Source organism: Nocardia sp. NBC_01388, from assembly GCF_045040085.1.
In the GTDB taxonomy this organism is placed as follows: domain Bacteria; phylum Actinomycetota; class Actinomycetes; order Mycobacteriales; family Mycobacteriaceae; genus Nocardia.
On the sequence record NZ_CP109553.1, the window covers coordinates 4,137,320 to 4,158,064 of the forward strand.

General features: G+C 65.5%; 21 protein-coding genes. 7 read left to right on the forward strand and 14 right to left on the reverse strand.

Annotated elements, in window-relative coordinates; all coding sequences use genetic code 11:
* From OG716_RS20435 to OG716_RS20445, 3 genes are all read left to right on the forward strand, one after another.
* On the forward strand, positions 1-822 hold the full coding sequence (locus OG716_RS20435; RefSeq protein WP_405139091.1) for an ABC transporter permease: 822 nt from the start codon (positions 1-3) through the stop codon (positions 820-822).
* A gap of 129 nt (positions 823-951) precedes the next feature.
* Positions 952-1,464, forward strand: coding sequence for a peroxynitrite isomerase (locus OG716_RS20440; protein WP_405139092.1), 513 nt, complete (start codon positions 952-954; stop codon positions 1,462-1,464).
* 208 nt (positions 1,465-1,672) lie between these two features.
* Positions 1,673-1,879 (forward strand): hypothetical protein, encoded by a 207-nt coding sequence (locus tag OG716_RS20445; RefSeq protein WP_405139093.1) that lies wholly within the window; start codon positions 1,673-1,675, stop codon positions 1,877-1,879.
* 24 nt (positions 1,880-1,903) lie between these two features.
* Here the strand turns inward: OG716_RS20445 and OG716_RS20450 are convergent, their stop codons facing one another.
* From OG716_RS20450 to ispG, 3 genes are all read right to left on the reverse strand, one after another.
* The gene (locus OG716_RS20450) at positions 1,904-3,691 is read right to left on the reverse strand and encodes a penicillin-binding transpeptidase domain-containing protein (protein ID WP_405139094.1); all 1,788 of its coding nucleotides are present in this window, start codon (positions 3,689-3,691) and stop codon (positions 1,904-1,906) included.
* 137 nt (positions 3,692-3,828) lie between these two features.
* On the reverse strand, positions 3,829-4,692 hold the full coding sequence (locus OG716_RS20455; protein WP_405139803.1) for a GNAT family N-acetyltransferase: 864 nt from the start codon (positions 4,690-4,692) through the stop codon (positions 3,829-3,831).
* A gap of 69 nt (positions 4,693-4,761) precedes the next feature.
* The gene (gene ispG / locus OG716_RS20460) at positions 4,762-5,895 is read right to left on the reverse strand and encodes a flavodoxin-dependent (E)-4-hydroxy-3-methylbut-2-enyl-diphosphate synthase (RefSeq protein WP_327146462.1); all 1,134 of its coding nucleotides are present in this window, start codon (positions 5,893-5,895) and stop codon (positions 4,762-4,764) included.
* Between the two features lie 206 nt (positions 5,896-6,101).
* On the opposite strand from ispG, the gene OG716_RS20465 reads away from it, so the two are divergent.
* Positions 6,102-6,779 (forward strand): endonuclease V, encoded by a 678-nt coding sequence (locus tag OG716_RS20465; RefSeq protein ID WP_405139095.1) that lies wholly within the window; start codon positions 6,102-6,104, stop codon positions 6,777-6,779.
* A gap of 24 nt (positions 6,780-6,803) precedes the next feature.
* On the opposite strand, the gene OG716_RS20470 is transcribed toward OG716_RS20465, so the two are convergent.
* The 3 genes from OG716_RS20470 to dxr all read right to left on the reverse strand — a co-directional run bounded on the left by OG716_RS20470 (position 6,804) and on the right by dxr (position 10,853).
* On the reverse strand, positions 6,804-8,057 hold the full coding sequence (locus tag OG716_RS20470; protein ID WP_405139096.1) for an ATP-binding protein: 1,254 nt from the start codon (positions 8,055-8,057) through the stop codon (positions 6,804-6,806).
* A gap of 422 nt (positions 8,058-8,479) precedes the next feature.
* Entirely contained in the window at positions 8,480-9,682 is a 1,203-nt protein-coding gene (locus OG716_RS20475) for a M50 family metallopeptidase (protein WP_355129819.1), read from the reverse strand.
* A 22-nt stretch (positions 9,683-9,704) separates the two neighbouring features.
* A complete protein-coding gene (gene dxr, locus OG716_RS20480) occupies positions 9,705-10,853 on the reverse strand; it encodes a 1-deoxy-D-xylulose-5-phosphate reductoisomerase (RefSeq protein WP_405139097.1) in 1,149 nt (382 codons plus the stop codon).
* A 111-nt stretch (positions 10,854-10,964) separates the two neighbouring features.
* Between dxr and OG716_RS20485 the strand changes: the two genes are divergently transcribed.
* Together OG716_RS20485 and OG716_RS20490 are read left to right on the forward strand one after the other, a co-directional pair.
* Positions 10,965-11,231: a DUF2631 domain-containing protein gene (locus OG716_RS20485; RefSeq protein ID WP_405139098.1), complete on the forward strand. Its 267-nt coding sequence runs from the start codon at positions 10,965-10,967 to the stop codon at positions 11,229-11,231.
* A 119-nt stretch (positions 11,232-11,350) separates the two neighbouring features.
* Complete coding sequence (locus OG716_RS20490; protein ID WP_297608755.1) at positions 11,351-11,662, forward strand: hypothetical protein; 312 nt, start codon at positions 11,351-11,353, stop codon at positions 11,660-11,662.
* Between the two features lie 77 nt (positions 11,663-11,739).
* On the opposite strand, the gene OG716_RS20495 is transcribed toward OG716_RS20490, so the two are convergent.
* From OG716_RS20495 to OG716_RS20530, 8 genes are all read right to left on the reverse strand, one after another.
* Positions 11,740-12,453 (reverse strand): hypothetical protein, encoded by a 714-nt coding sequence (locus tag OG716_RS20495; RefSeq protein ID WP_327144851.1) that lies wholly within the window; start codon positions 12,451-12,453, stop codon positions 11,740-11,742.
* Between the two features lie 265 nt (positions 12,454-12,718).
* Complete coding sequence (locus OG716_RS20500) at positions 12,719-13,426, reverse strand: hypothetical protein (protein WP_405139099.1); 708 nt, start codon at positions 13,424-13,426, stop codon at positions 12,719-12,721.
* A gap of 237 nt (positions 13,427-13,663) precedes the next feature.
* A complete protein-coding gene (locus OG716_RS20505; RefSeq protein ID WP_405139100.1) occupies positions 13,664-14,851 on the reverse strand; it encodes a TetR/AcrR family transcriptional regulator in 1,188 nt (395 codons plus the stop codon).
* 46 nt (positions 14,852-14,897) lie between these two features.
* Positions 14,898-16,049, reverse strand: coding sequence for an acyl-CoA dehydrogenase family protein (locus tag OG716_RS20510; protein WP_405139101.1), 1,152 nt, complete (start codon positions 16,047-16,049; stop codon positions 14,898-14,900).
* A gap of 11 nt (positions 16,050-16,060) precedes the next feature.
* The gene (locus tag OG716_RS20515; protein ID WP_405139102.1) at positions 16,061-16,891 is read right to left on the reverse strand and encodes an SDR family NAD(P)-dependent oxidoreductase; all 831 of its coding nucleotides are present in this window, start codon (positions 16,889-16,891) and stop codon (positions 16,061-16,063) included.
* Between the two features lie 33 nt (positions 16,892-16,924).
* Complete coding sequence (locus OG716_RS20520; RefSeq protein WP_405139103.1) at positions 16,925-17,335, reverse strand: MaoC/PaaZ C-terminal domain-containing protein; 411 nt, start codon at positions 17,333-17,335, stop codon at positions 16,925-16,927.
* Positions 17,332-17,790: a MaoC family dehydratase N-terminal domain-containing protein gene (locus tag OG716_RS20525; RefSeq protein ID WP_405139104.1), complete on the reverse strand. Its 459-nt coding sequence runs from the start codon at positions 17,788-17,790 to the stop codon at positions 17,332-17,334. The genes OG716_RS20520 and OG716_RS20525 overlap by 4 nt, the downstream gene beginning before the upstream one ends.
* A gap of 2 nt (positions 17,791-17,792) precedes the next feature.
* A complete protein-coding gene (locus tag OG716_RS20530; RefSeq protein ID WP_405139105.1) occupies positions 17,793-18,977 on the reverse strand; it encodes a lipid-transfer protein in 1,185 nt (394 codons plus the stop codon).
* Positions 18,978-19,193: 216 nt separating this feature from the next.
* On the opposite strand from OG716_RS20530, the gene OG716_RS20535 reads away from it, so the two are divergent.
* Positions 19,194-20,738 carry an acyl-CoA synthetase gene (locus tag OG716_RS20535; RefSeq protein WP_405139106.1) on the forward strand — a complete coding sequence of 515 codons (1,545 nt, stop codon included), beginning with the start codon at positions 19,194-19,196 and terminating at the stop codon, positions 20,736-20,738.
* Positions 20,739-20,745 lie beyond the last annotated feature (7 nt).

Below are 20,745 nucleotides of genomic sequence, written 5' to 3' on the forward strand. Positions count from 1 at the left end.
ATGGCCACCCTCGCCGAACACACCGACGCCGACACCCTCCGCCCGCCCGAATCCTCGGCCCCGGCGCTGCTGCGCCACACCTGGATTCAGACCCAGCGGCTACTGCTGCGCTGGGGACGCGACCCCATCACCCTGCTCGAAACCCTGATCGTCCCGTGCCTGCTGCTGATGATGCTCAATATCGTTGTGGGCAGCCAGATCCAGAAGTTCTCCGGCCACAGCGCCCTCTACGGATCGGTGCCGATGGTGACGCTGGTGGGCGCGCTGTCGGGCACCGTCGCCAGCGGCGTCATGCTCGGGCGCGAACGCGATGCCGGACTGCTGGCCCGGTTCTGGGTGCTGCCGGTGCATCGCGGCTCCGGGCTGGCCGCGCGCATTCTGGCCGAGGGCTGCCGCATCTTCTGCGGCACCGTCGTGATCATCGGCTTCGCCATGCTGCTGGGCTTCCGATTTCATCAGGGACCGCTGGCCGCCTTCGCCTTCCTGTGGTTGCCGGTGCTGTTCGGATTGGCCTTCGCCACCATGGTCACCGCGATCGCGGTCTTCACCGCCAAATCCACACTGGTGGAGGGCGTCGCGCTGCTGTCGTCGCTGCTGATGTTCTTCAGCACCGGCTTCGTCCCGCTCGGCGCGTATCCGAATTGGATTCAGCCGGTGGTGCGCAACCAGCCCATGTCCGTCGCGGTGGACACCATGCGCTCGCTCGCGGAGGGCGGTGCGCTGGCTCGTCCGCTCCTGCTCACCATCGCCTGGTCGCTGGGCATGATCATCGTTTTCGCGGTTCCCGCGGCCTACGGTTACCGGCGAGCCAGCCGCCGCTGACCCCTTTGTGTGAGATGTCCGAATCTCGTACCCCCAATGGCCACAACACAATCCCCCCATCCAGCCCCCTTTCGCCAAATACCCGACCTCCGGCGCGTCGGGCGCGCGCCGGAGGTTGCGGAGCGCACTATGCTGGCCGCCGTGCTCGAACCCCAGTCACCCGTCGCGCCCCATCCGGATATCGCTCATCTCGCACCGCTGCTGGGAACCTGGCGCGGACGCGGACAGGGCGAATATCCGACCATCAATAATTTCGAGTATCTGGAGGAAGTGCACTTCGGCCATGTAGGCCGCGCCTTCCTCACCTATCGGCAGCGCACTCGCGCCGCCGACGACGGGCGTCCCATGCACAGTGAGACCGGATATCTGCGCGCGCTCCCCGAAGATCGGGTCGAATTGATTCTCGCGCATCCGACCGGCATCACCGAGATCTGCGAGGGCAGTCTCATCGCCGATGACGAGGGCCTGCGCATCGAGCTGGACTCCACCTCGATCGGGCTCAGCAGCAGCGCAAAAGCGGTGACCGCACTCGGCCGCACGATCACGCTGGCCGGTGACACCCTCAGCTATACCTTGCGCATGGCGGCGGTCGAGCAACCGCTGCAGCATCATCTGGCATCAACCATGCAGCGGGAGAACTGAACAACTTCTATTGCGTCCGACCATTCGTGACCTGCGGCACTTTACTTCGATAAGTGTGCGGGATCACACCTGCGGGTTGCGTCGAACAGGACTGTCGGATTACCGTTCCTTACGGTGGCAAACAATCAGCCAACCCTAATGAGCACCGGTTATCCGAAACTGACCTTTCGGGGCGCCCACTCATCCCCCTAAACAAGGGAGTTGGACCATGAAGCGTTCGGCCCTTTTGCTCATCACCACCGCCGGCATGATCCTCGCCGGCGCCGGCGTCACCGAAATCCTCGGCGACGCCTCCAGCGTCGGACCGCCCGCCGCGCGCACGCTCACCCAGCAGCACTACATCGCCGATCCCGCCTCGGGGGAAATCCAGCCGCTGGCCTGTGTCCATCTCGCACAGGTTCCCGTCTACCGCTGAAGTCCCAGCCCGCCGGAGACTCTCTCAGTACCCCGACGGCAGGGCGGTGAGCATATCGCGGGTCACCGCCACCGCATTGTCGGAACTGCCGCCGCGCACCACCAGGGTCGCGAAGGCCATATCCCCGCGGTAGCCGATGAACCAGGCGTGCGAACCGCCGTCCACCTCCGCCTCACCGGTCTTGCCGTAGACCTCACCCTGATCCGCGATGCGCTCGGCCGTACCGCCGAGCACCACCTTGCGCATCATCAGCCGCAATCCGTTCACCACATCGGCCGACAGCTCCGGATGATCGCCGGAGACCTGCGTCGGATGACCGGAGATCAGATACGGCACCGGCACCGAACCGCGCGCCACCGAGGCCGCCACCATGGCCATACCGAACGGGCTCGCCAGCACCTTGCCCTGACCGATGCCGTCCTCGGCACGCTGGACCAGATCATCGTCGTGCGGCACCGAACCGGAGACCGTGGGCAGACCGACCACCGAATAGTCCAGACCCAGACCCAGCGTCGACGCGGCCGTCCGCAGATCATCGCCGGACAGCTCCGAGGCGATCTTCGCGAACGCGGTATTGCAGGAGCGCTCATAGGCGGTCGACACCGGAACATCACCGAGTGAGAAGAAGTCGTAGTTGGGAATGGTCCGCTCCCCCACCACAATCCGGCCCGGACAGGGCACCACCGTGTCCGGCGTGATGTGCCCCGCCTTTATCGCGGCGGCGGCCGTGACCGTCTTGAAGGTGGAACCCGGCGGATAGAGACCGGACGCGGCGAGGGGGCCGTCGGTATCGGCGGCCGCGTTCTGCGCAATGGCAAGCACCGCACCGGTGGACGGCTGGATCACCACCATCATGGCCTGGTCCTCGCGCGCGTCCACGGCGTGCTGCGCGGCATTCTGGATATTGCGGTCGACGCTCAGCGAGAACGACGGGGAGGTTTGCGGATCGACCTCTTTCAGCACATCGGTATCGGCGCCGTTGGAATTGACGGTGACCACATTCCAGCCGGCCTTGCCGTCCACCTCGTCGATCACCGTCTTGCGAATCTGCGCGAGCAGGTCCGGGGCGAAATGCCGGTCGGTGGGGACCAGATCCCACTGGCGGCCGAAGGTGACACCGGGCAGGCCGACCAGCTCCGAGCTCACCTCCTGGTACTCCCACTCCGACAGGACGGCGACGTTGTAGACGCCGTCGGCCTTGCGGGCGGCGGTGAGAATCGCGTCGGCGGTGAGCCGCTCATCGAACTGCCGCAGCGCTCGCGACAGCGCATTGGAGACCGCAACCGGATCGGAGGCGGCGGTGCGAGTGAAATTGACGCGGTAGATCGCGCCCGGCACCAGCACATCGCTGCCCGAGCGTTCGTTCACCCGAGCGCGCGGCGCGGGCAGCGCACGCAATTGCAGCGTCTGGGTATCGCCGAGCTGCGGATGGATGTCAGCAGACGTCCAGCGCACCGACCAGCGGCCCTCCGTGCGGCCCATTTGAAGCTGTCCGCGGTAGTTCCAGACGCGATCCTTGGGCAGTTTCCACTCGTAGGTGTAGTCGACGATCGCGGTATCGCCGGTGACCCGGGTATCGCCGGAGGTGGCCGTCAGCTTCTCGGCCTGCAATTGATCCCAGGCGGAAGCCAGTGCGGGACCGGCCTTTTCGGGTTGGGTGGTGAGGTCGGCGGCCGCCTGCACATCGTGGTCGGCGAAGGCGGACAGGAAGGCATCGGCGGCCTGCGCGGGACCCTGTGGTCCCGAGGAGCAACCCACTGCGGCAACCGACACCGCGGCGGCGATCAGCATGGTGAAGACCCGTGTGGACATCGGCACAGATCGTAGAGCCAACTACTGGCAAACATGCGCGACACACTGGGCCGGAAAGGATTTCACGGAGACTTCACAGAGCTGAGGATCACTGACGGTGTGCGGCGAACAGCGAACAGCGCATCGATCCTGTGGTATCAGTCCAGCAGCACTGTCGCGAATGTCGCGATCTGCCGGAACCCGACCTTCGCATACGCGGCCCGCGCAACCTCGTTGTAGCAGTTCACATACAGGCTCGCGGTGCGACCGGAGGCCACCACCACATTCGCCACCGCGGCCGTGCCGGCGGTGCCCACACCGGTCCCGCGATGCTCCGGATGCACCCATACACCCTGGATCTGGCCGGTACGCCGCGACATGGCGCCCACCTCGGCCTTGAAGATCACCTCGCCGTCCTCGAATCGCGCCCAGGCACGGCCGGATTCGATGAGGCCCGCCACCCGGCGGCGATAACCCCGGCCGCCGTCTCCCGCGCGGGGATCGACACCGATCTCCTCGGTGAACATGGCAACGGCGGCAACAAGATAGCGGTCGAGTTCCTCCGGGCGCACCCGGCGGACGCGCAGATCCGGCGCGATGGCGGCCGTCTTCTCCATGGCCAGCAGCGGTTGATCGGCGCGCAGATCCCGGGCCGGACCCCACTGATCGGAGAGCAACTCCCACAGCGGCAGTGCGAGCTCCCGGCGGCCCACCACCGAGGAGCACACCCGCGGCCCGCGGACCGCACGCTCGGCGAAGGCACGTAGATCGGCTCTATTGCCGCGCAGCGGTACCAGATTCGCGCCCGAGAAACATAGCGACGCCTCGGGGCCGCCGCGACTCCACAGTTCCCCGTAGGCGCCGCGCGCATCCAGACCGTAGTCCTGCAACCGCGCCGCGACCATGCAACTCGCCACCGGATCGGTGTCGAGTACGCGCAAAACCTGTGTCAGATCGCGGTTCGCGAGCTGTTGAGCGCCGGAGGCTTTGCCCCGGCGAGTCGGCTCCAGCACACTCCGCACGTTCACAGCCTGCCAGAATTTCCGAGAACGTGCCGCACTATTGCGCCGGACCGCACGCCGACCAGTCGTTTATCCCGCGCTGACAACCGGCGAACCGCTGCCGGCGGCCTCACCCATCTCCTCGGCCAGTCGCAGGGCTTCCTCGATCAGGGTCTCGACGATCAGGTGTTCGGGCACGGTCTTGATGACCTCACCCTTGACGAAGATCTGGCCCTTGCCATTACCGGAGGCCACACCGAGATCGGCCTCGCGCGCCTCACCGGGACCGTTGACGACGCAGCCCATGACGGCCACGCGCAGCGGCACCTCCAGGCCGTCCAGACCGGCGGTGACCTGGTCGGCAAGGGTGTAGACGTCCACCTGGGCGCGACCACACGAGGGGCAGGAGACGATCTCGAGCTTGCGGGGACGCAGGTTCAGCGACTGCAGAATGCGGTCACCGACCTTGATCTCCTCGGCGGGCGGGGCCGAGAGCGAGACGCGGATCGTATCGCCGATGCCTTCGGAAAGCAGCGCGCCGAACGCGACCGCGGACTTGATGGTGCCCTGGAAGGCCGGACCGGCCTCGGTGACGCCCAGGTGCAGCGGGTAGTCGCAGACGGCGGCGAGCTGACGGTAGGCCTCGACCATGACGACCGGGTCATTGTGCTTGACCGAGATCTTGATATTGCCGAAACCGTGCTCCTCGAACAGCCCCGCCTCCCACAGCGCCGACTCCACCAGCGCCTCGGGGGTGGCCTTGCCGTACTTCTCCATCATGCGCTTGTCGAGCGAGCCCGCGTTCACGCCGATGCGGATCGGGATGCCGGCGGCGCCGGCCGCCTTGGCGACCTCTTTGACGCGGCCGTCGAATTCCTTGATATTGCCCGGATTCACGCGCACCGCAGCACATCCGGCGTCGATGGCCGCGAAGATGTACTTGGGCTGGAAGTGGATATCGGCGATCACCGGGATCTTCGACTTCTTGGCGATGATGGGGAGCGCTTCCGCGTCCTCCTGCGTGGGACAGGCCACACGCACGATGTCGCAGCCGGACGCGGTCAGTTCCGCGATCTGCTGCAGCGTCGCATTGATGTCGTGGGTCTTTGTGGTGGTCATGGACTGCACCGAGATGGGGAACTCACTACCGACGCCGACCTTGCCCACCATCAACTGGCGGGTCTTACGCCGTGGTGCGAGGACGGCCGCCGGTGCGGACGGCATCCCCAATGTGATGGCACTGCTCACGATCGGTCGCCTGCTTTCGTCTTGTCCTCACCCGTTCCGGTTCCGAGCTTACCGAGGCTCGGAGACCGGTCGCCCTGTGACGGCGGCGACAACGGTACCCGCGCCGGGCACTCAGCCGGGAATCGGCCGGGGCCTGCCCTTCTTATTCGTTGTAGATGGCGTGAAGGTATACGTTGCGCGTTGTGAAGGTAGCGAACACCGATCCCTGGCCTCGCAACCCGGAGGAGGCGATCGCACTTCAAGATCGATTGCGTAAACGGGTCAGCACCGCGAATCCGCGACCACCCCATTTCCGCACGGTAGCGGGGCTGGACTCGGCCTACGACGAGGACGGCACCGTGGTCGCCGCCATCGTGGTGCTCGACGCCGAAACCCTGGAGACCGTCGACATCGCGACCGCCCGGGGCACCACCGACTTTCCGTACGTCCCCGGCCTGCTGGCCTTCCGGGAACTCCCCACCACCCTGACAGCTCTCGAAAACCTCACCATCACACCGGATCTCCTCATCGCCGACAGTCAGGGCCTGGCCCACCCCCGACGCTTCGGCTTCGCCTGCCACATCGGTCTGCTGACCGGAGTTCCGACGATCGGGGTGGCCAAGAACGCCTGGGGCGACTACGAGATGCCCGGCCCGGAGCGCGGTTCGTCCACCGAGATCACCATCGACGGCGACCCGGTGGGCCGCGCCCTGCGCACTCGCACCGACGTCAAACCGCTCTTCGTCTCCATCGGCCACCTGATCGACCTGGAAACAGCCTGCGCCCAGGTACTTTCACTGACTCCCGAATTCCGCCAGCCCGAAACCACCCGCCGCGCAGACCGCCTCTGCCGTCAACTGCTGAATGAGCCGAGGGCCTGACCCGATCAAGCGAGCTGGTCTTACTCAGCTGGAAACCTGCCACAGCGCACTCAGCGGCACTGCTCGAAGTTTCGGTCCGAACGGCAGAGTTTGACTGCCCGTGTACAGAACGATCCCGGCAAGAAGGTCATCCCCGAGACGTTGCTCCAGGTTCTTCAGACCCCGAAAGTCCTCTGACCGAACGGTGGACGCGGCTTTGACTTCGATTCCCACGACGCGCCCACCCCGATCCTCGAGCACAATATCCACCTCGGATTTGTTCTGATCACGGTAGTGATAGAGATCAGCGAGCGTCTCCGACCAGGTCAATTGCCGCGCCAGCTCCGAAATAACAAACCCTTCCAACAGCGGCCCGAATGGGCCGTCCGGGCGGCGAAGCGAGTGAGCATCAGCCGCGAGCATGCGCGCGGCCACTCCGGAATCGACGAACACCAGCTTCGGAGCCGCAGTCGCACGCGTACCGAGATTCCGCGACCAACCGGGGATTCGCTTGATCAGGAAGATCTCCTCGAGCAGGCGCATGTATCGCTGAACAGTCACTCGAGACAGCTCCAGTTCACGCTCCAGACTGCCGGCCGCCACGAGCGTGCCGGAGCGTGCCGCGAGCAGTCGAATCAGGGTCGCCAACTGTGGCGCGCGCTCGATCTCGACCAGTTGCCGCACATCACGATCGATCAGATTCTGAACATAGTTGTCGATGAATCGGCCTCTGCGGCGTGGATCGGTCCGTGCGACGGCCTCTGGTAACCCGCCCCGGACAACACGTTCCGAGTATTCGGCCCGAGTCACCTCAGAGGTGTGCCGGATGTTCGGGCCCAGCCGAAAGACCGCGTCGACGAACTCATCCGGCGTGCTGTCGATCTCACCTTGAGAAAAGGGCCACAGCTCGATCGTTTCCATACGACCGGCAAGTGTGTCCGGCAGGTCGCGTAGCCCTAGCAGGCGCGACGATCCGGTCAGTAAGAACCGGCCTGGCCTCGGATCGGCATCCACTTCGGATTTGATCGCCAGCAACAGCTCCGGAACACGCTGAATCTCATCGATGACCATCAGACCGTCATCGGATTCGATGAACCCGATCGGGTCCGTGTCAGCCGACTCCCTATCGAGCGGGCGGTCCAGATCACGCCACTCTGCCACCCGCTCACCCGCGACAGTTCTGGCAAGGGTGCTCTTGCCAACCTGACGGGCGCCGTTGATGAGTACAACTCGTGTGTCCCCGAGCGCCTCACGTACTGCGCTGGACGCTCGCCTGACAATCAGATTCCGAGCTGACATGGGTGTCATCGTATCCGAAATAATCGATCTGCGGCGGAGAAGGTATCGATCTGCGAGGGGTTTGAGTGTCGATTTGCGAAGTTACAGCTGTCGATATGCGGCGATTTACCCCTATCCAGCACCTGTCAGATCCGAACGGGTCAGATTCAGGAGCCTTTTGCGGGTTGCACTTGCGGCACCGTAGTACTGGCGGGCGATCTGATCGGCGCGGAATCGCCGGAATCAGCACGCACAGGATCTGGAGGTTGTCGACGCTGGTCGCACCGCCTTGACTCCACGAGACATCCACTGCATCAGGAACTTTGGAGACAGTGCTCCCCGCCCGAGCGCAACGACTGCCCCGCAGCACACCCCTACCCACGGCCGCGGACATCACCAGCCATCGCGGGATCAATGGCACAGACGGTCAGAAGCGTTGTGCGTCAGGGGAAGAGCTTGACCGGGTTGACGATGTCGGCGACCAGGGTGAGGACCATGTAGGCGCCGCCGATTACTACGACCACGTAGGTGGCGGGTAGCAGTTTCAGGTAGTCGACCGGGGGGCCGTCGGGGAGGCCCTTGCGGCCGCGGAAGAGGTTACGGATCTTTTCGTAGATGACCACTGCCATGTGGCCGCCGTCGAGGGGAAGCAGGGGTAGGAGGTTGAAGGCGCCCAGGAAGAAGTTCAGGCTGGCCAGGGTCAGGACGAAGAGGGACCAGAGGCCGTGCTGGGCGGTTTCGCCGCCGATCTTGCTGGCGCCGTAGACCGAGACGGGGGTTTCCGGATCGCGGACGCCACCGGTGACGGCGTGCCAGAGGTCGACGACCTTGGCGGGCATCTGGGCCAGCGATTGCACGGTGCGGTAACCGATTTGGCCGGTGAACGCGACCGAGGCGGGGATGGCGGACAGGACATTGTGCTTGACGGGGCTGTAGAAGTCCTGGCCGACGCCGACCTTGGCGACCGACTTCGGCGCGCCGTCCTTGGTCGGGTAGGTGACCGCCATCTGGGGCGTGACCGGAATGGTGAGGGTCTTGTCGTCACGCTTCACGGTGTAGGTGAAGGGGCCGGTCTGCTTCTCGGTCTGGTCGCGGAAATCCTGCCAGGATTTGATCGAGGTGCCGTTGACCGCGGTCACGATATCGCCGCGCTGCAATCCGGCCCGCTGGGCCGGACCGTCGCCGGTGCAGGGCAGCACCGACTGGTCGGCAGCCTGGTTGGCGACGCAGCTCATGGCGCCGAGCTGGGTGGCCGGCGGCTGATCGAAGCGCGGCAGGCCCCACACCACGGCGAGCAGCAGAATCAGCAGGAAGCCGAGCAGGAAGTTCATCGCGATGCCGCCGAACATGACGACCATGCGCTTCCAAGTCTTCTGCCGGTACATGGCGCGGTCCAGCTCTTCGGGCTCGAGCTCATCGAGCGCCGTCATACCGGCGATATCGCAGAAACCGCCCAGCGGCAACGCTTTGAGGCCGTATTCGGTTTCACCCCGGCGGAACGACCACACCTTCGGGCCGAAGCCGACGAAGTAGCGGCGCACCTTCATACCGGTCGCCTGCGCCGCCCACATGTGGCCGCATTCGTGCAGTGCGACCGATACGGTGATACCGAGGGCGAACAGTGCGAAGCCGATCGCGTAGACCATGCGGTTCCGAACCCTCCTGAAGTCAGCCGCGCACGATCGTGCGCGCCGTCTCTCGCGCCCACGTATCGGCCGCGAGCACCTCGTCCAAGGTACTGGGTTCCGCGGTCCACCGGTCGGCAGACTCTACGACCCGCGCCACGGTGCGCACGATCTCGGGGAATCGGATCACCCCGTCGAGGAAGGCCTGCACCGCGATCTCGTTGGCGGCGTTGTAGGTGGCGGTCACGCAGCCGCCCGCCTTACCGGCCTGGCGCGCCAGTTCGACCGCCGGGAAAACCTCGTCGTCCACCGGTTCGAAGGTCCAGGTCGAGGCGGTCCCGAAGTCGCAGGCGGCCGCCGCGCCCGGCACCCGGTCCGGCCAGCCCAGCGCGAGCGCGATGGGCAGCTTCATATCCGGCGGGCTGGCCTGGGCGAGGGTGGAGCCGTCGACGAAGGTGACCATGGAGTGCACGATCGACTGGGGGTGCACGGTCACGTCGATATTGTCGTAGGGCACGCCGAACAGCAGGTGCGTCTCGATCAGCTCGAGGCCCTTGTTCACCAGCGAGGCCGAGTTCAGTGTGTTCATCGGTCCCATGGACCAGGTCGGATGTGTCTTGGCCTCAGCCGGATTCACCGACTCCAGCATCTCGGCGGTCCAGCCGCGGAACGGGCCGCCCGAGGCGGTGAGCACAATCGCGGCCACCTCGTCCGCGCGGCCGCCGCGCAGGCACTGCGCCATGGCCGAATGTTCGGAGTCCACCGGCACGATCTGTCCGGGCTTGGCGGCCCGGGTGACGAGCGAGCCGCCCGCGACCAGCGACTCTTTATTGGCCAGCGCGAGCCGCCGCCCCGAATGCAGGGTCTCCAGCGTCGGCGCCAAACCCAGCGAGCCGACCAGTGCGTTGAGCACCACGTCCGCATCGGTGCGGCGGACCAGCTCCGTGGCCGCCTCCGGACCGGCAAGTGACACACCCAGTTTCGCGGCGGCCGCTTCGTCGGCCACCGCCACATTGCGGGTCCCGGTGGCCGCGATCTGCTGTGCGAGCAGTTCGGTATTGCCACCGCGCGCGGCCAATCCGACCACTTCGAAGCGGTCGGGGTTGGCGGCGATCACCTCCAGTGCCTGGGTACCAATCGAACCGGTGCTGCCCAGCAGCAGAACTTTCACGACGTCGGACACGCGCCCCATTCTCCCCTGCCCCGAAAACGACCCGCTGTGCCGCCACCCTGCTGGCTACGACACTGGGTCGTATGTCACGATAAGGGCCAGCATTCGATTCGAGCCCTATAAGGAGCGAAAGTGGCCGCCACGGAACTGGAATCCGCCCACAGCGCCGGAGTCGTCACCACGGTCGACACCGCCGAGGTTCCGTCCGCCGCATGGGGCTGGAGCGGCGAGTCGCGTCGCACCTTCCGCGCCGCCGGTTGGGTTGTCGTCGTCATTCTGCTCGCCATGCTGATCGGTAACCACAAGGGCAAGATCGAGGACATCTACCTGGTCGGATTCGCCGTCGCCATCGCCGGCATCCTGATCCGCGACTCCCTGCTGCAGCGCAAACCACGCTAGTCGAACACACGCAAATACCCGGCCTCGCAGACTTTTTCGCGGGGCCGTGGTTGTTTTCTCCTGACCATCAGGCAAACTCGGGGTGGCATACACGCACACGAGTTTTGGGAGTGAAACGAATGCGCAAGATCCTGCCCTCCACTTTGCTGGCCGCTGCCGCTGTCGGCGCCCTGCTGGTGCTGCCCACCGGCACCGCCAGCGCCATGTCCCCCGCCTGCAACCAGGCCAGCGACGTGATCAACAACAACCGCAGCCTCGGCCCGGACGCGGCTCTGACGCAGTCCATTTCGGACCAGTTGCTCGCCATCGACGCCAGCGGCCAGGAGCAGCAGGCCATCGCCAACTACGCGCACGCGCTGACCAATGGCGATGTCGCCAGCGTCGGCAATGCCTCCACCATCCTCAACGGGGTGTGCCAGGTCGGGTCGTAGCAAACACTGCTTCGCAGCAGACTTCGGGCCGGATCGCAGCTGCGATCCGGCCCGAAGTCTGTTGTGGCTGAGTGCTACTAGCTGGTCGGAGCAGCCGGGGCCGGCGGGGTGGCCAGATCGGTGAAGAACTGGAACAGGCCGACGGCGACGACGGGTCCACCGATGAAGATGGTGCCCGCGACCAGGCCGATGGCGGCCGCGGCCGCACCGGTGACCAGGCAGCCGCCGATGGCGCCCGGAACGGTCAGGGTGCCGATGGTGGCAACCGTGGCGCCCGCGCCGAGGATCAGACCACCCGCGAGGCAACCGATGCCCGCGCCGATCACGGTGCCGATGAGGCTACCGATCGCGACACCCACGGAGACCGTGCTGGACAGGTTGCTCAGCGCCTGGTTGAAGTTGGGGTTCGCGGTGGCGTCGACCGGCTTGATGAGCGGGGCGGCCGGATCGAGCGGCAGCGCGGCGGCCGGATCGGTGTTCGGGGTCAGGGTGGCGGTATTGCCGTCGATCTGCGCCGCGACCGGGAAGAGCTGGCCGTTCTTGACGAAGTTCAGCGGAACCGCGGTAACCACACCGCCCTGGGGATCGCGCACCTGGAGCTGACCGTCGTCTGTGGTCAGCGAGCCGATATCGGTCTTCAGAACGACCGACGAGCCCTCGATCTTGGTGTCATAGTGAATCGCGGTCGCGGCGGCCGGAGCCGGCGCAACGTCCGCGTAGCTCGTGCCGGCAGAGACACCGAGAGCCGCGATGACCAGGGCCGAGGTGGCGGCGAACTTCTTGAAGCGCATAACTTTTCGTCGCTTTCTGCAGCGGACGCACTACCTCGTTTCGAGGAGTGCGGGTTCTCGTCGAGCACCCGAGACAAGAGTCGTTCCGTGATGTTTCCGTGATGTTGCCGTCCCATAGCGGTATGGAGTCAGTGAGCCGGTTTTCGTTACGTTTAACGTGCAGCAGGTCTTTTTCACAGGAATGAGTCGACTCATCAGCGCAGGAAAAGGGCCCGCCACCACCGGTTAGGTGGTGACGGGCCCACAGTTTGCCGAGGTATAACGGCTACTGGTTGGCGGGATCGTTGATTCTCTGGAAGAAACCGATGCCGACGACGATCGCGGCCGGAACGCCGGTCAGGACCAGACCCGCCGCGGCGCCGAGCGGGATTCCGATCAGCGCGCCGGTGATGCAGCCACCGATCCAGCCCGGCAGTAGTACGGGAGTACCGAGGAACGCGCCCAGGGCACAGCCGCCGATCGCGCCGACCAGAGTGCCGACCATGGTGCCGATCGCGGTGATGACGCCGAACTGCGCACCGGCCGCGCCGACGGCGTCGTCGAAGGCCTTCTGCTGCACGACCTCATGGACCGGCAGATCGACCGCGCGGGCGGCGGCCGGATCCAGAATCGGGGTCAGCGTGGCACGCAGGCCGTCGATGGCGGCCTCGATCGGATACCGCAGGCCGTCCTTGATGAAGCTGAGCGGGAAGGCGGTCACCAGACCGCCCTTGTTGTCGAGCATCCGGAACTGGTCGTCCACCGTGGTCAGCGAGCCGGCATCGGTGGTCAGCACCACCGAATCACCCTGGATCTCGGCATTCCAGTGAATGGACGGGACCAGCTGATCGATCGTCTGGTTGACGCCGTTCACGATGTCGGAGACGCCCGGGATCGCGGGTGCGGGGGCCGGGGCGGCATGCACAGCGCCGGCGGAGATACCGAGAGCCGCGATGACCATGGCCGAGGTCGCGGCAGCTTTGCTGAACTTCATGACATCGTTGCTTTCGTCGCGCGGACGCTGCTCCTATCAGCAGCGGGAGGCTTGTGAAGCTTCCTAGTCAAGTGTCCAACAAGGCAGTTACCGATGAGTAGCTGAGAAGTCCATAAGAGCCCGAAAATGGCAGTGATCTACGTCAAACGACTCGAAACCCGCACTGCTGAACAAACTTTCGGTCGGTTATAGGACGGTTTTCCACTATATGATCTGCATCACTTCAACGCTCATCGGCTATCGAATCGCGAGCAAATCTGCGCCGACGGCCAGCACCGCCGCGTCCGCACCCGGCACCTCGCGAATGCGGGTGGTCAGGGCGAGTTCGTTCAGTACCGTCTGCGCGGCCTGCACCCGGATGCGGGCGGTGATCGGATCCCAGTCCGGATGCACCCGGCGGGCGAGACCCACCCATTCGGCGATGTACGAGTGCTGCGCGACCCGGGCGCGGTGCCGATCGGCGTCGGGCAGATGCAGGGTTTCCGAGACGAGGATCTGGACCAGATCGGGGTTCTCGGCGACAAAGCCGCCATAGCTGCGCAGCAATCGGTCCAGTCCGTCACCGGCATCGGCGGCCCGGGCGAAGGCGCGGCTCATATCCATGCGCAGCCATTCGTTGCCCCGGAACACCACGGCCAGCAGGATGTCCGTCTTGCCGGGGAAGTGGTTGTAAACGCTGGGCCCGGTGATGCCGACGGCCTCACCGATATCGTCCATGCTCACACCGGTGAACCCCTGGCGCGCGAAGAGCCGCGCCGCCTCGGCGATAATCGCCTCGCGACGCGATCTGGTCATCGAAAGCCGTGCTTGCCCGGCATGATTCGCGACCGCCTCGGGCAGCACGATCGGTGCGTCGACCGCCACCGAGACGAGTTCGTCCAGCAGCGCGGCGAATCCGGGTTCGGGCAGCGACAGACTGTGGAAGGACACGCTATTGGCCACTGCCAGCCCGCAGCGGGCGAGCAGGTCCGCCTCGGCCGCGTTCAACTCGGGGCGGCGCTCGTGGACCAGTTCGACAAGACGCTCGATGATCCGATGCGTGAGAGTCCGGAAGGCGGCTCGGTGCTCCGCGGACAGATGCCGGGCCTCACGCCGCCACAGCACGCCGACCGGACGGTGCGCGATCGACGCGGCGGCGAGGCTCGCGCCGATATCGTTCGCGGCGGTCATCGCGAGCGCGGCCTCGATGGTAGTCAGGGCATCGCCGACCACGGTGGCGAGCAAATCCTGTTTACCGCGGAAGTGGCGGTAGAGCGCGGACGGCCCGATGGCCACCGCCGCGGCGACCTCGCCCATGCCGACGGTGGCATAACCCTTGCGATAGAACAGTTCCGAGGCCGCCCGGACGATCAGCTCGCGCCGATTGGCCGGGCGGGTGCCACGGGCCGGGCCGATGACGATGGTCGTCTCCGGGCCGCTGGCCATACCGTTCCTCTACTGGTAGGTGCTGTCACTCATCCGGCTGCCGCGTTCAGAGCGAACGGGCGATGAGTTCCTTCATCACTTCATTGGCGCCCGCGTAGATGCGCTGGACGCGGGCGTCGGCGTACATGCGGGCGATCGGGTACTCGAGCATGTAGCCGTAGCCGCCGAAGAGCTGGACGCAGCGGTCGACGACCTGCCCCTGGATATCGGTGGTGTACGCCTTTGCCATGGAGGCGGTCGCGCCGTCGAGCTCACCGCGCAGATGGCGTTCGATGCAGTTGTCGACGAAGACGCGCGATACCTGTGCGAGGGTGGCGCATTCGGCGAGTTCGAAACGGGTGTTCTGCATATCGAACAGCGGGGCACCGAAGGCCCGCCGCTCCTTGGTGTAGTGCACCGTCAGCCGGACGGCGGCCTGAGTCGCCGCCGCCGCGCAGACTCCGACGATCAGGCGCTCGTGCGCGAGCTGCTTCATGAGGTAGCCGAATCCCGCACCCTCGTCGCCGAGCCGGTGCGAAACCGGAACGCGCACATCGTCGAAGAAGAGTTCGGCGGTGTCCTGGCCCTTCATACCGACCTTGTCGAGCAGTCGGCCGACGCGATATCCCTCGGCGTGGGCGGTCTCGACCACCAGCAGCGAAATGCCCTTCGCGCCGGCGGCCGGATCGGTTTTGGCCACCACGATCACCAGATCGGCGTGCTTGCCATTGGAGATGAAGGTCTTCGCGCCATTGAGCCGATAGTGCCCACCGTCGCGAACCGCGTTGGTGCGCAAGGCTTTCAGGTCGGAGCCCGCGCCGGGTTCGGTCATGGCGATGGCGCCGACGATCGCACCGCTTGCCATACCTGGCAGCCAGCGCCGCTTCTGCTCCTCGGTGCCGTAGGCGAGGAGATAGTGCGCGACCAGCCCGCTGTGCACCATATTGCCGAAACCGGTGTCCCCGAGCCCGTATTGGGCGTCGAAGATGGCGAAATCGTGGGCGTAGGTGCCGCCGCCACCGCCGTACTCCTCCGGAATGGAGGCGCAGAGCAGTCCGAGATCGCCCGCCTTGTTCCAGAATTCGCGATCGACGTACTTCTGGGCCGCGAATCGCTCGTGGTGCGGCAGCAATTCGGCCTCGAAGAACTTGGTCGCCATATCCTTCAGGGCGGTGATCTCGTCATCGATCCAGGGCGAGCGGTACACAGGGGTGGTCACGTAATTCCGTCCTAGATATTGAAGCCGCCGCCGCAGAGCAGAGTCTGCGCGCTGACGTAGTTGGATTCGGGCAGGCAGAACAGGTAGACCGCGCCCGCGGCCTCGGCCGGGGTGCCCGCGCGGCCGAGCGGGACCATCTGCTCCATGGCGGCGAGCAGATCCGGGTTCACGCCGACCTTGAGGGTCTTGCCCTCGATATCGATGGTGCTGTCGCCACCCGCGGGGGCCTCGGTGAGCCGGGTCTTGATCAGGCCGAAGGCGACCGTGTTCACGGTGACGTTGTAGCGGCCCCACTCCTTGGCCAGGGTCTTGGTCAGACCGGTGATGCCCGCCTTGGCGGAGGAGTAATTGGCCTGTCCCGCATTGCCTCCGGTGCCGGCCATGGAGGAGATGTTCACGACCTTGCGGCACGGGATCGGCTCCCCCGCCGCCTTCGCCTTCTTGACGGCAGCGGCGATGACCGGCTGCGCGGCACGCAGAATCCGGAACGGAGCCTTGAGGTGTACGTCGAGAATGGCGTCCCACTGCTCATCGGTCATCTTCTGGATGACCGAATCCCAGGTGTAGCCGGCGTTGTTGATGATGATGTCCAGCCCGCCGAAGTTGTCGACGGCGGCCTGCACGAAACGCTCGCCGAAATCGGCGTCGGTGACACTGCCGACACATGAAACCGCCTGGCCGCCTGCGGCTTCGATGGCCGCGACGGTTTCCTTGGCCGGATCGGCATCGAGGTCGTTGACCACGACCCTGGCGCCCTCGGAGGCGAGCTTCAGCGCGATCTCACGGCCGATGCCGCGGCCGGATCCGGAGACAATGGCGACCTTGCCGTCAAGAGTTCCCATGGGAGACAAACCTTTCAGTGTGATTGATAGAGCTCAGAGGGCGACGACGGCGTCGCCGGCGAGGGTGACCGTGCCGTCGTCGAGGGTGACGGTGAGCGCGAGGGTGGCGCGGCGTTCGCCGTCCACCTCCTCGATCGCGGTGACGGTGCCGGTGGCGGTGGGCTTACCGTGCACCGGCGTGATGGCGGCGAAGCGTACGCTGTAGGTCCGGATCGACTGCTGCGGAACCCAATTGGTGAGCAGACGGCCGAGGTACGCCATGGACAGCATGCCGTGCGCGAAGACGTCGTCGAGTCCCGCGGACTTGGCGACATCGAGATCGATGTGCATCGGATTGTGATCACCCGAGGCGCCCGCGAACAGCGCGAGCGTGGTGCGCGAGATGGGCCGAATCCGCAAGGGCGGCAGTTCGGTACCGACCTCGACCGATTCCAGTGTGGTCATTTTCCTGCTCCTGGATTCCGGATGACGATCACGGATCTCAGGTCCGCCACCGGGGACCCGTCCGCGCGGGTGACGGCGGTTTCCTTGACCAGGAATTCGAGCGCGCCGCCCTTCTTGCTGTAGACGTCGGTGATGCGCGGCCGGGCGGTCAGGACGTCACCGGCTACGGCGGTCGAGTGGTAGGTGAAGGTCTGCTCACCGTGCAGCACGAATCGCATATCGATCCCCGCTGCGGCGACGAAGGCGAACGGGTCCGGGTCTTCGAGTTCGATGGAGAACAGGAAGGTCGGCGGGGCAGGCAGATCGGCGTAACCGGCGGCCTTCGCGGCGTCGGCATCGGTGTAGATCGGGTTCTGTTCGCCGATCGCCTTGGCGAAGAAGCGCAGTCGCCCCGCATCGAGAGTCAGTGTGGTCGGCGGGAATTCGGTACCGACAATGCCCGGATCGATGGCCATGCTCAGCTCACCTTCTCGTACAGGGTCACCACGGCCGCGCCGCCGAGCCCGATATTGTGCTGCAGCGCCAGGTTCACACCCTCGACCTGACGCGCCTCGGCCTGACCGCGCAACTGCCACACCAGTTCCGCGCACTGCGCCAGACCTGTCGCGCCCAGCGGGTGCCCCTTGGACAGCAGGCCGCCGGACGGGTTGGTCACCACCCGGCCGCCGTAGGTGTTGTCACCGTCCGCGATGAACTTCTCGGCGGTGCCTTCGGGTGTGAGACCCAGGCCCTCGTAGGTGAGCAATTCGTTCGCGGTGAAGCAGTCGTGCAGTTCGACGACGCGAATGTCCGCCGGGCTCACTCCCGCTGCCTCGTACACCTGATCGGCGGCGGCCTTGGCCATGTCGTAGCCGACCACCCGCATCATGTCGGTGGTGAAGGTCGACTCGAAGTCGGTGGTCATCGCCTGCGCCTTGATGACGACAGCAGTGTTGAGGCCGTTGGCTTTCGCGAATTCCTCGGAACACAGGATCGCCGCGGCCGCGCCACAGGTCGGCGGGCAGCACTGCAATCGGGTCAGCGGGCCGAAGATCCGCGGCGAGCCCAGCACCTCCTCGACCGTCACCGGATCGCGGAACACGGCGTACGGGTTGTTGGCCGCGTGCTTGCGCGCCTTCACCGAGATCTGTGCGAACACAGCGGGATCCATGCCGTACTTGTCGGCGTACGCCTGTCCCGCACCGCCGAAGTACTGTGCGGCCATGGGCGCCTGCTCGTCCCAGCCCTGCAGTTGCGTGGTCTGGGTGTCGAAGCGCCCGAACGGGGTCGGCCGGTCGCTCCACATCGAACCGAGCGCACCGCGCATCATCTGCTCGAAGCCGAGCGCGATCACGCATTCCGCGGCACCGGTCTCGATCGCCTGGCGGGCCAGGAACAGTGCCGACGATCCGGTCGAGCAGTTGTTGTTGACATTGACGATCGGAATCCCGGTCTGCCCGAGCCCGTACAGCGCCGCCTGCCCCGAGGTGGAGTCGCCGTACACGTATCCGGCGTACGCCTGCTGCACCTTGCTGTAGTCGACGCCGGCGTCGGCCAGTGCCTTGCGGGCCGCCGTCTCGCCCATGATGTCGTAAGGCTCGGTCCGGCTGGGTGTGGTGAAGGGAATCATCCCGACACCTGCCACCACTACGCGTCTACTCATCAAGCCCTCCTGGACTTACTAGTGCTAATTCACTTAGTGAACCTCACTCAGCACTACATACACAAGCCGTCCGTCACATATAGCTGTTTATTGAGGAATAGCCACTGGAAAACTGGGGGTTGTGCCAGCATCTGTGATCGTTGTTACACTACCTACTGTTCACATAACGCAATACGCAGTCACGGCTGCAACCCACCGGATCCGGAGATCGCATCCATGTACCTCACGCAGGGCCTGCACCGGGCCGTTCAGCAGAACCCCGACGGGATCATGACCATCGACGGGGAGCGGACACGGACATTCCGGGAAGTGGCCGATCGAGTCGCCCGGCTGGCCGGAGCCCTGCGCGAGCTCGGGGTCGGCGACGGTGATCGGGTCGCGATGCTCGGGCTGAACTCCGATCGCTACAGCGAATACCTATTGGCGGTGCCGTGGGCGAACGCGGTGGTCAATCCGGTCAATATCCGGTGGAGTGTGCCCGAAATCGTCTACAGCTTCGAGGATTCCGGCACCACGGTGCTGTTCGTCGACGATGCCTTCGCGGCGGCGCTGCCCGCCATTCGACAGGGCTCGCCCGGACTGACGACGATCATCCACTGCGGCAACGGACCCACTCCCGAGGGCACGCTGTCCTATGAGGACCTCATCGCGAACTCCGCGCCGATCGAGGACGCGCGGCGCGGCGGTGCCGAGCTGGCGGGGATCTTCTACACCGGCGGTACCACCGGATTCCCCAAGGGCGTCATGCTCTCGCACGCGAATATGTATGCCTCGGCGCTCGGTTCGATCGCCAGTGGATATCTGTTCAAGCCCGGCGGCATCTACCTGCATACCGCGCCCATGTTCCATCTCGCCGATCTGGCGGGCTGGATGGCGGAGGTGCTGCTCGGCGGCACGCATGTGATCATTCCCTCGTTCGATCCGGTGTCGACCCTGAATGCCATTGCGGCACATCGTGTTACCGATACCCTTCTGGTTCCGGTGATGATCCAGCTGGTCGTCGATCATCCACGGGTGGCCGAGTTCGATCTGTCGAGCCTGGACGCGATCATGTACGGCGCCTCGCCCATCGCCCAGGCGGTGCTGGAGCGGGCGATGAAGGTGTTCCCCAATGCGAGCTTCACCCAGGCGTACGGCATGACCGAGGTCGCGCCCGTCGCGACCCTACTGGGTCCGGCCGATCATGCCGCGGGACTGCTGCGTTCGGCCGGGCGGGGCGCGCCGCATTCGGAGATCCGCATTGTCGATCCGGACGATGTCCCGGTGCCCAGTGGCACGGTCGGCGAGATCGTGGTGCGCGGTGATCATGTGATGCTCGGCTATTGGAACAAGCCCGCGGAGACCGCCGGCGCACTGCGCGGCGGCTGGATGCACACCGGCGACGGCGGCTATCTGGACGATCGCGGCTATCTCTACGTGGTCGACCGGATCAAGGACATGATCGTCAGCGGCGGCGAGAACGTGTATTCCGCCGAGGTCGAGAATGCCGTTGCCGCACATCCGGATGTGGCCGCGTGCGCGGTGATCGGTGTGCCCGATGCGGAGTGGGGCGAGCGGGTGCATGCCGTGATCGTCTGCGTGCCGGGCGCTTCGGTGACCACGGAGCAGATCCGCGAGCACACCAAGACGCTGATCGCCGGTTACAAGGCTCCGCGCAGCGTCGAGGTAGTCGAGGCGCTCCCCGTTTCCGGCGCTGGAAAGATACTCAAACGCGAACTGCGCAAACAGTATTGGGGTGAGAGCGACCGGCAGGTGCACTGACGCACAC

What these genes read in the sequence shown, in the direction of transcription:
- dxr (WP_405139097.1), bottom strand. Translation starts at nt 10,853, where the DNA reads ATGGGGCGCGTGTCCGACGTCGTGAAAGTTCTGCTGCTGGGCAGCACC.
- ispG (WP_327146462.1), bottom strand. Translation starts at nt 5,895, where the DNA reads ATGCCGTCCGCACCGGCGGCCGTCCTCGCACCACGGCGTAAGACCCGC.
- OG716_RS20450 (WP_405139094.1), bottom strand. Translation starts at nt 3,691, where the DNA reads ATGTCCACACGGGTCTTCACCATGCTGATCGCCGCCGCGGTGTCGGTT.
- OG716_RS20495 (WP_327144851.1), bottom strand. Translation starts at nt 12,453, where the DNA reads ATGCGCTTCAAGAAGTTCGCCGCCACCTCGGCCCTGGTCATCGCGGCT.
- OG716_RS20505 (WP_405139100.1), bottom strand. Translation starts at nt 14,851, where the DNA reads ATGGCCAGCGGCCCGGAGACGACCATCGTCATCGGCCCGGCCCGTGGC.
- OG716_RS20475 (WP_355129819.1), bottom strand. Translation starts at nt 9,682, where the DNA reads ATGGTCTACGCGATCGGCTTCGCACTGTTCGCCCTCGGTATCACCGTA.
- OG716_RS20535 (WP_405139106.1), top strand. Translation starts at nt 19,194, where the DNA reads ATGTACCTCACGCAGGGCCTGCACCGGGCCGTTCAGCAGAACCCCGAC.
- OG716_RS20500 (WP_405139099.1), bottom strand. Translation starts at nt 13,426, where the DNA reads ATGAAGTTCAGCAAAGCTGCCGCGACCTCGGCCATGGTCATCGCGGCT.
- OG716_RS20520 (WP_405139103.1), bottom strand. Translation starts at nt 17,335, where the DNA reads ATGACCACACTGGAATCGGTCGAGGTCGGTACCGAACTGCCGCCCTTG.
- OG716_RS20525 (WP_405139104.1), bottom strand. Translation starts at nt 17,790, where the DNA reads ATGGCCATCGATCCGGGCATTGTCGGTACCGAATTCCCGCCGACCACA.
- OG716_RS20435 (WP_405139091.1), top strand. Translation starts at nt 1, where the DNA reads ATGGCCACCCTCGCCGAACACACCGACGCCGACACCCTCCGCCCGCCC.
- OG716_RS20440 (WP_405139092.1), top strand. Translation starts at nt 952, where the DNA reads ATGCTGGCCGCCGTGCTCGAACCCCAGTCACCCGTCGCGCCCCATCCG.
- OG716_RS20445 (WP_405139093.1), top strand. Translation starts at nt 1,673, where the DNA reads ATGAAGCGTTCGGCCCTTTTGCTCATCACCACCGCCGGCATGATCCTC.
- OG716_RS20515 (WP_405139102.1), bottom strand. Translation starts at nt 16,891, where the DNA reads ATGGGAACTCTTGACGGCAAGGTCGCCATTGTCTCCGGATCCGGCCGC.
- OG716_RS20530 (WP_405139105.1), bottom strand. Translation starts at nt 18,977, where the DNA reads ATGAGTAGACGCGTAGTGGTGGCAGGTGTCGGGATGATTCCCTTCACC.
- OG716_RS20470 (WP_405139096.1), bottom strand. Translation starts at nt 8,057, where the DNA reads ATGTCAGCTCGGAATCTGATTGTCAGGCGAGCGTCCAGCGCAGTACGT.
- OG716_RS20490 (WP_297608755.1), top strand. Translation starts at nt 11,351, where the DNA reads ATGCGCAAGATCCTGCCCTCCACTTTGCTGGCCGCTGCCGCTGTCGGC.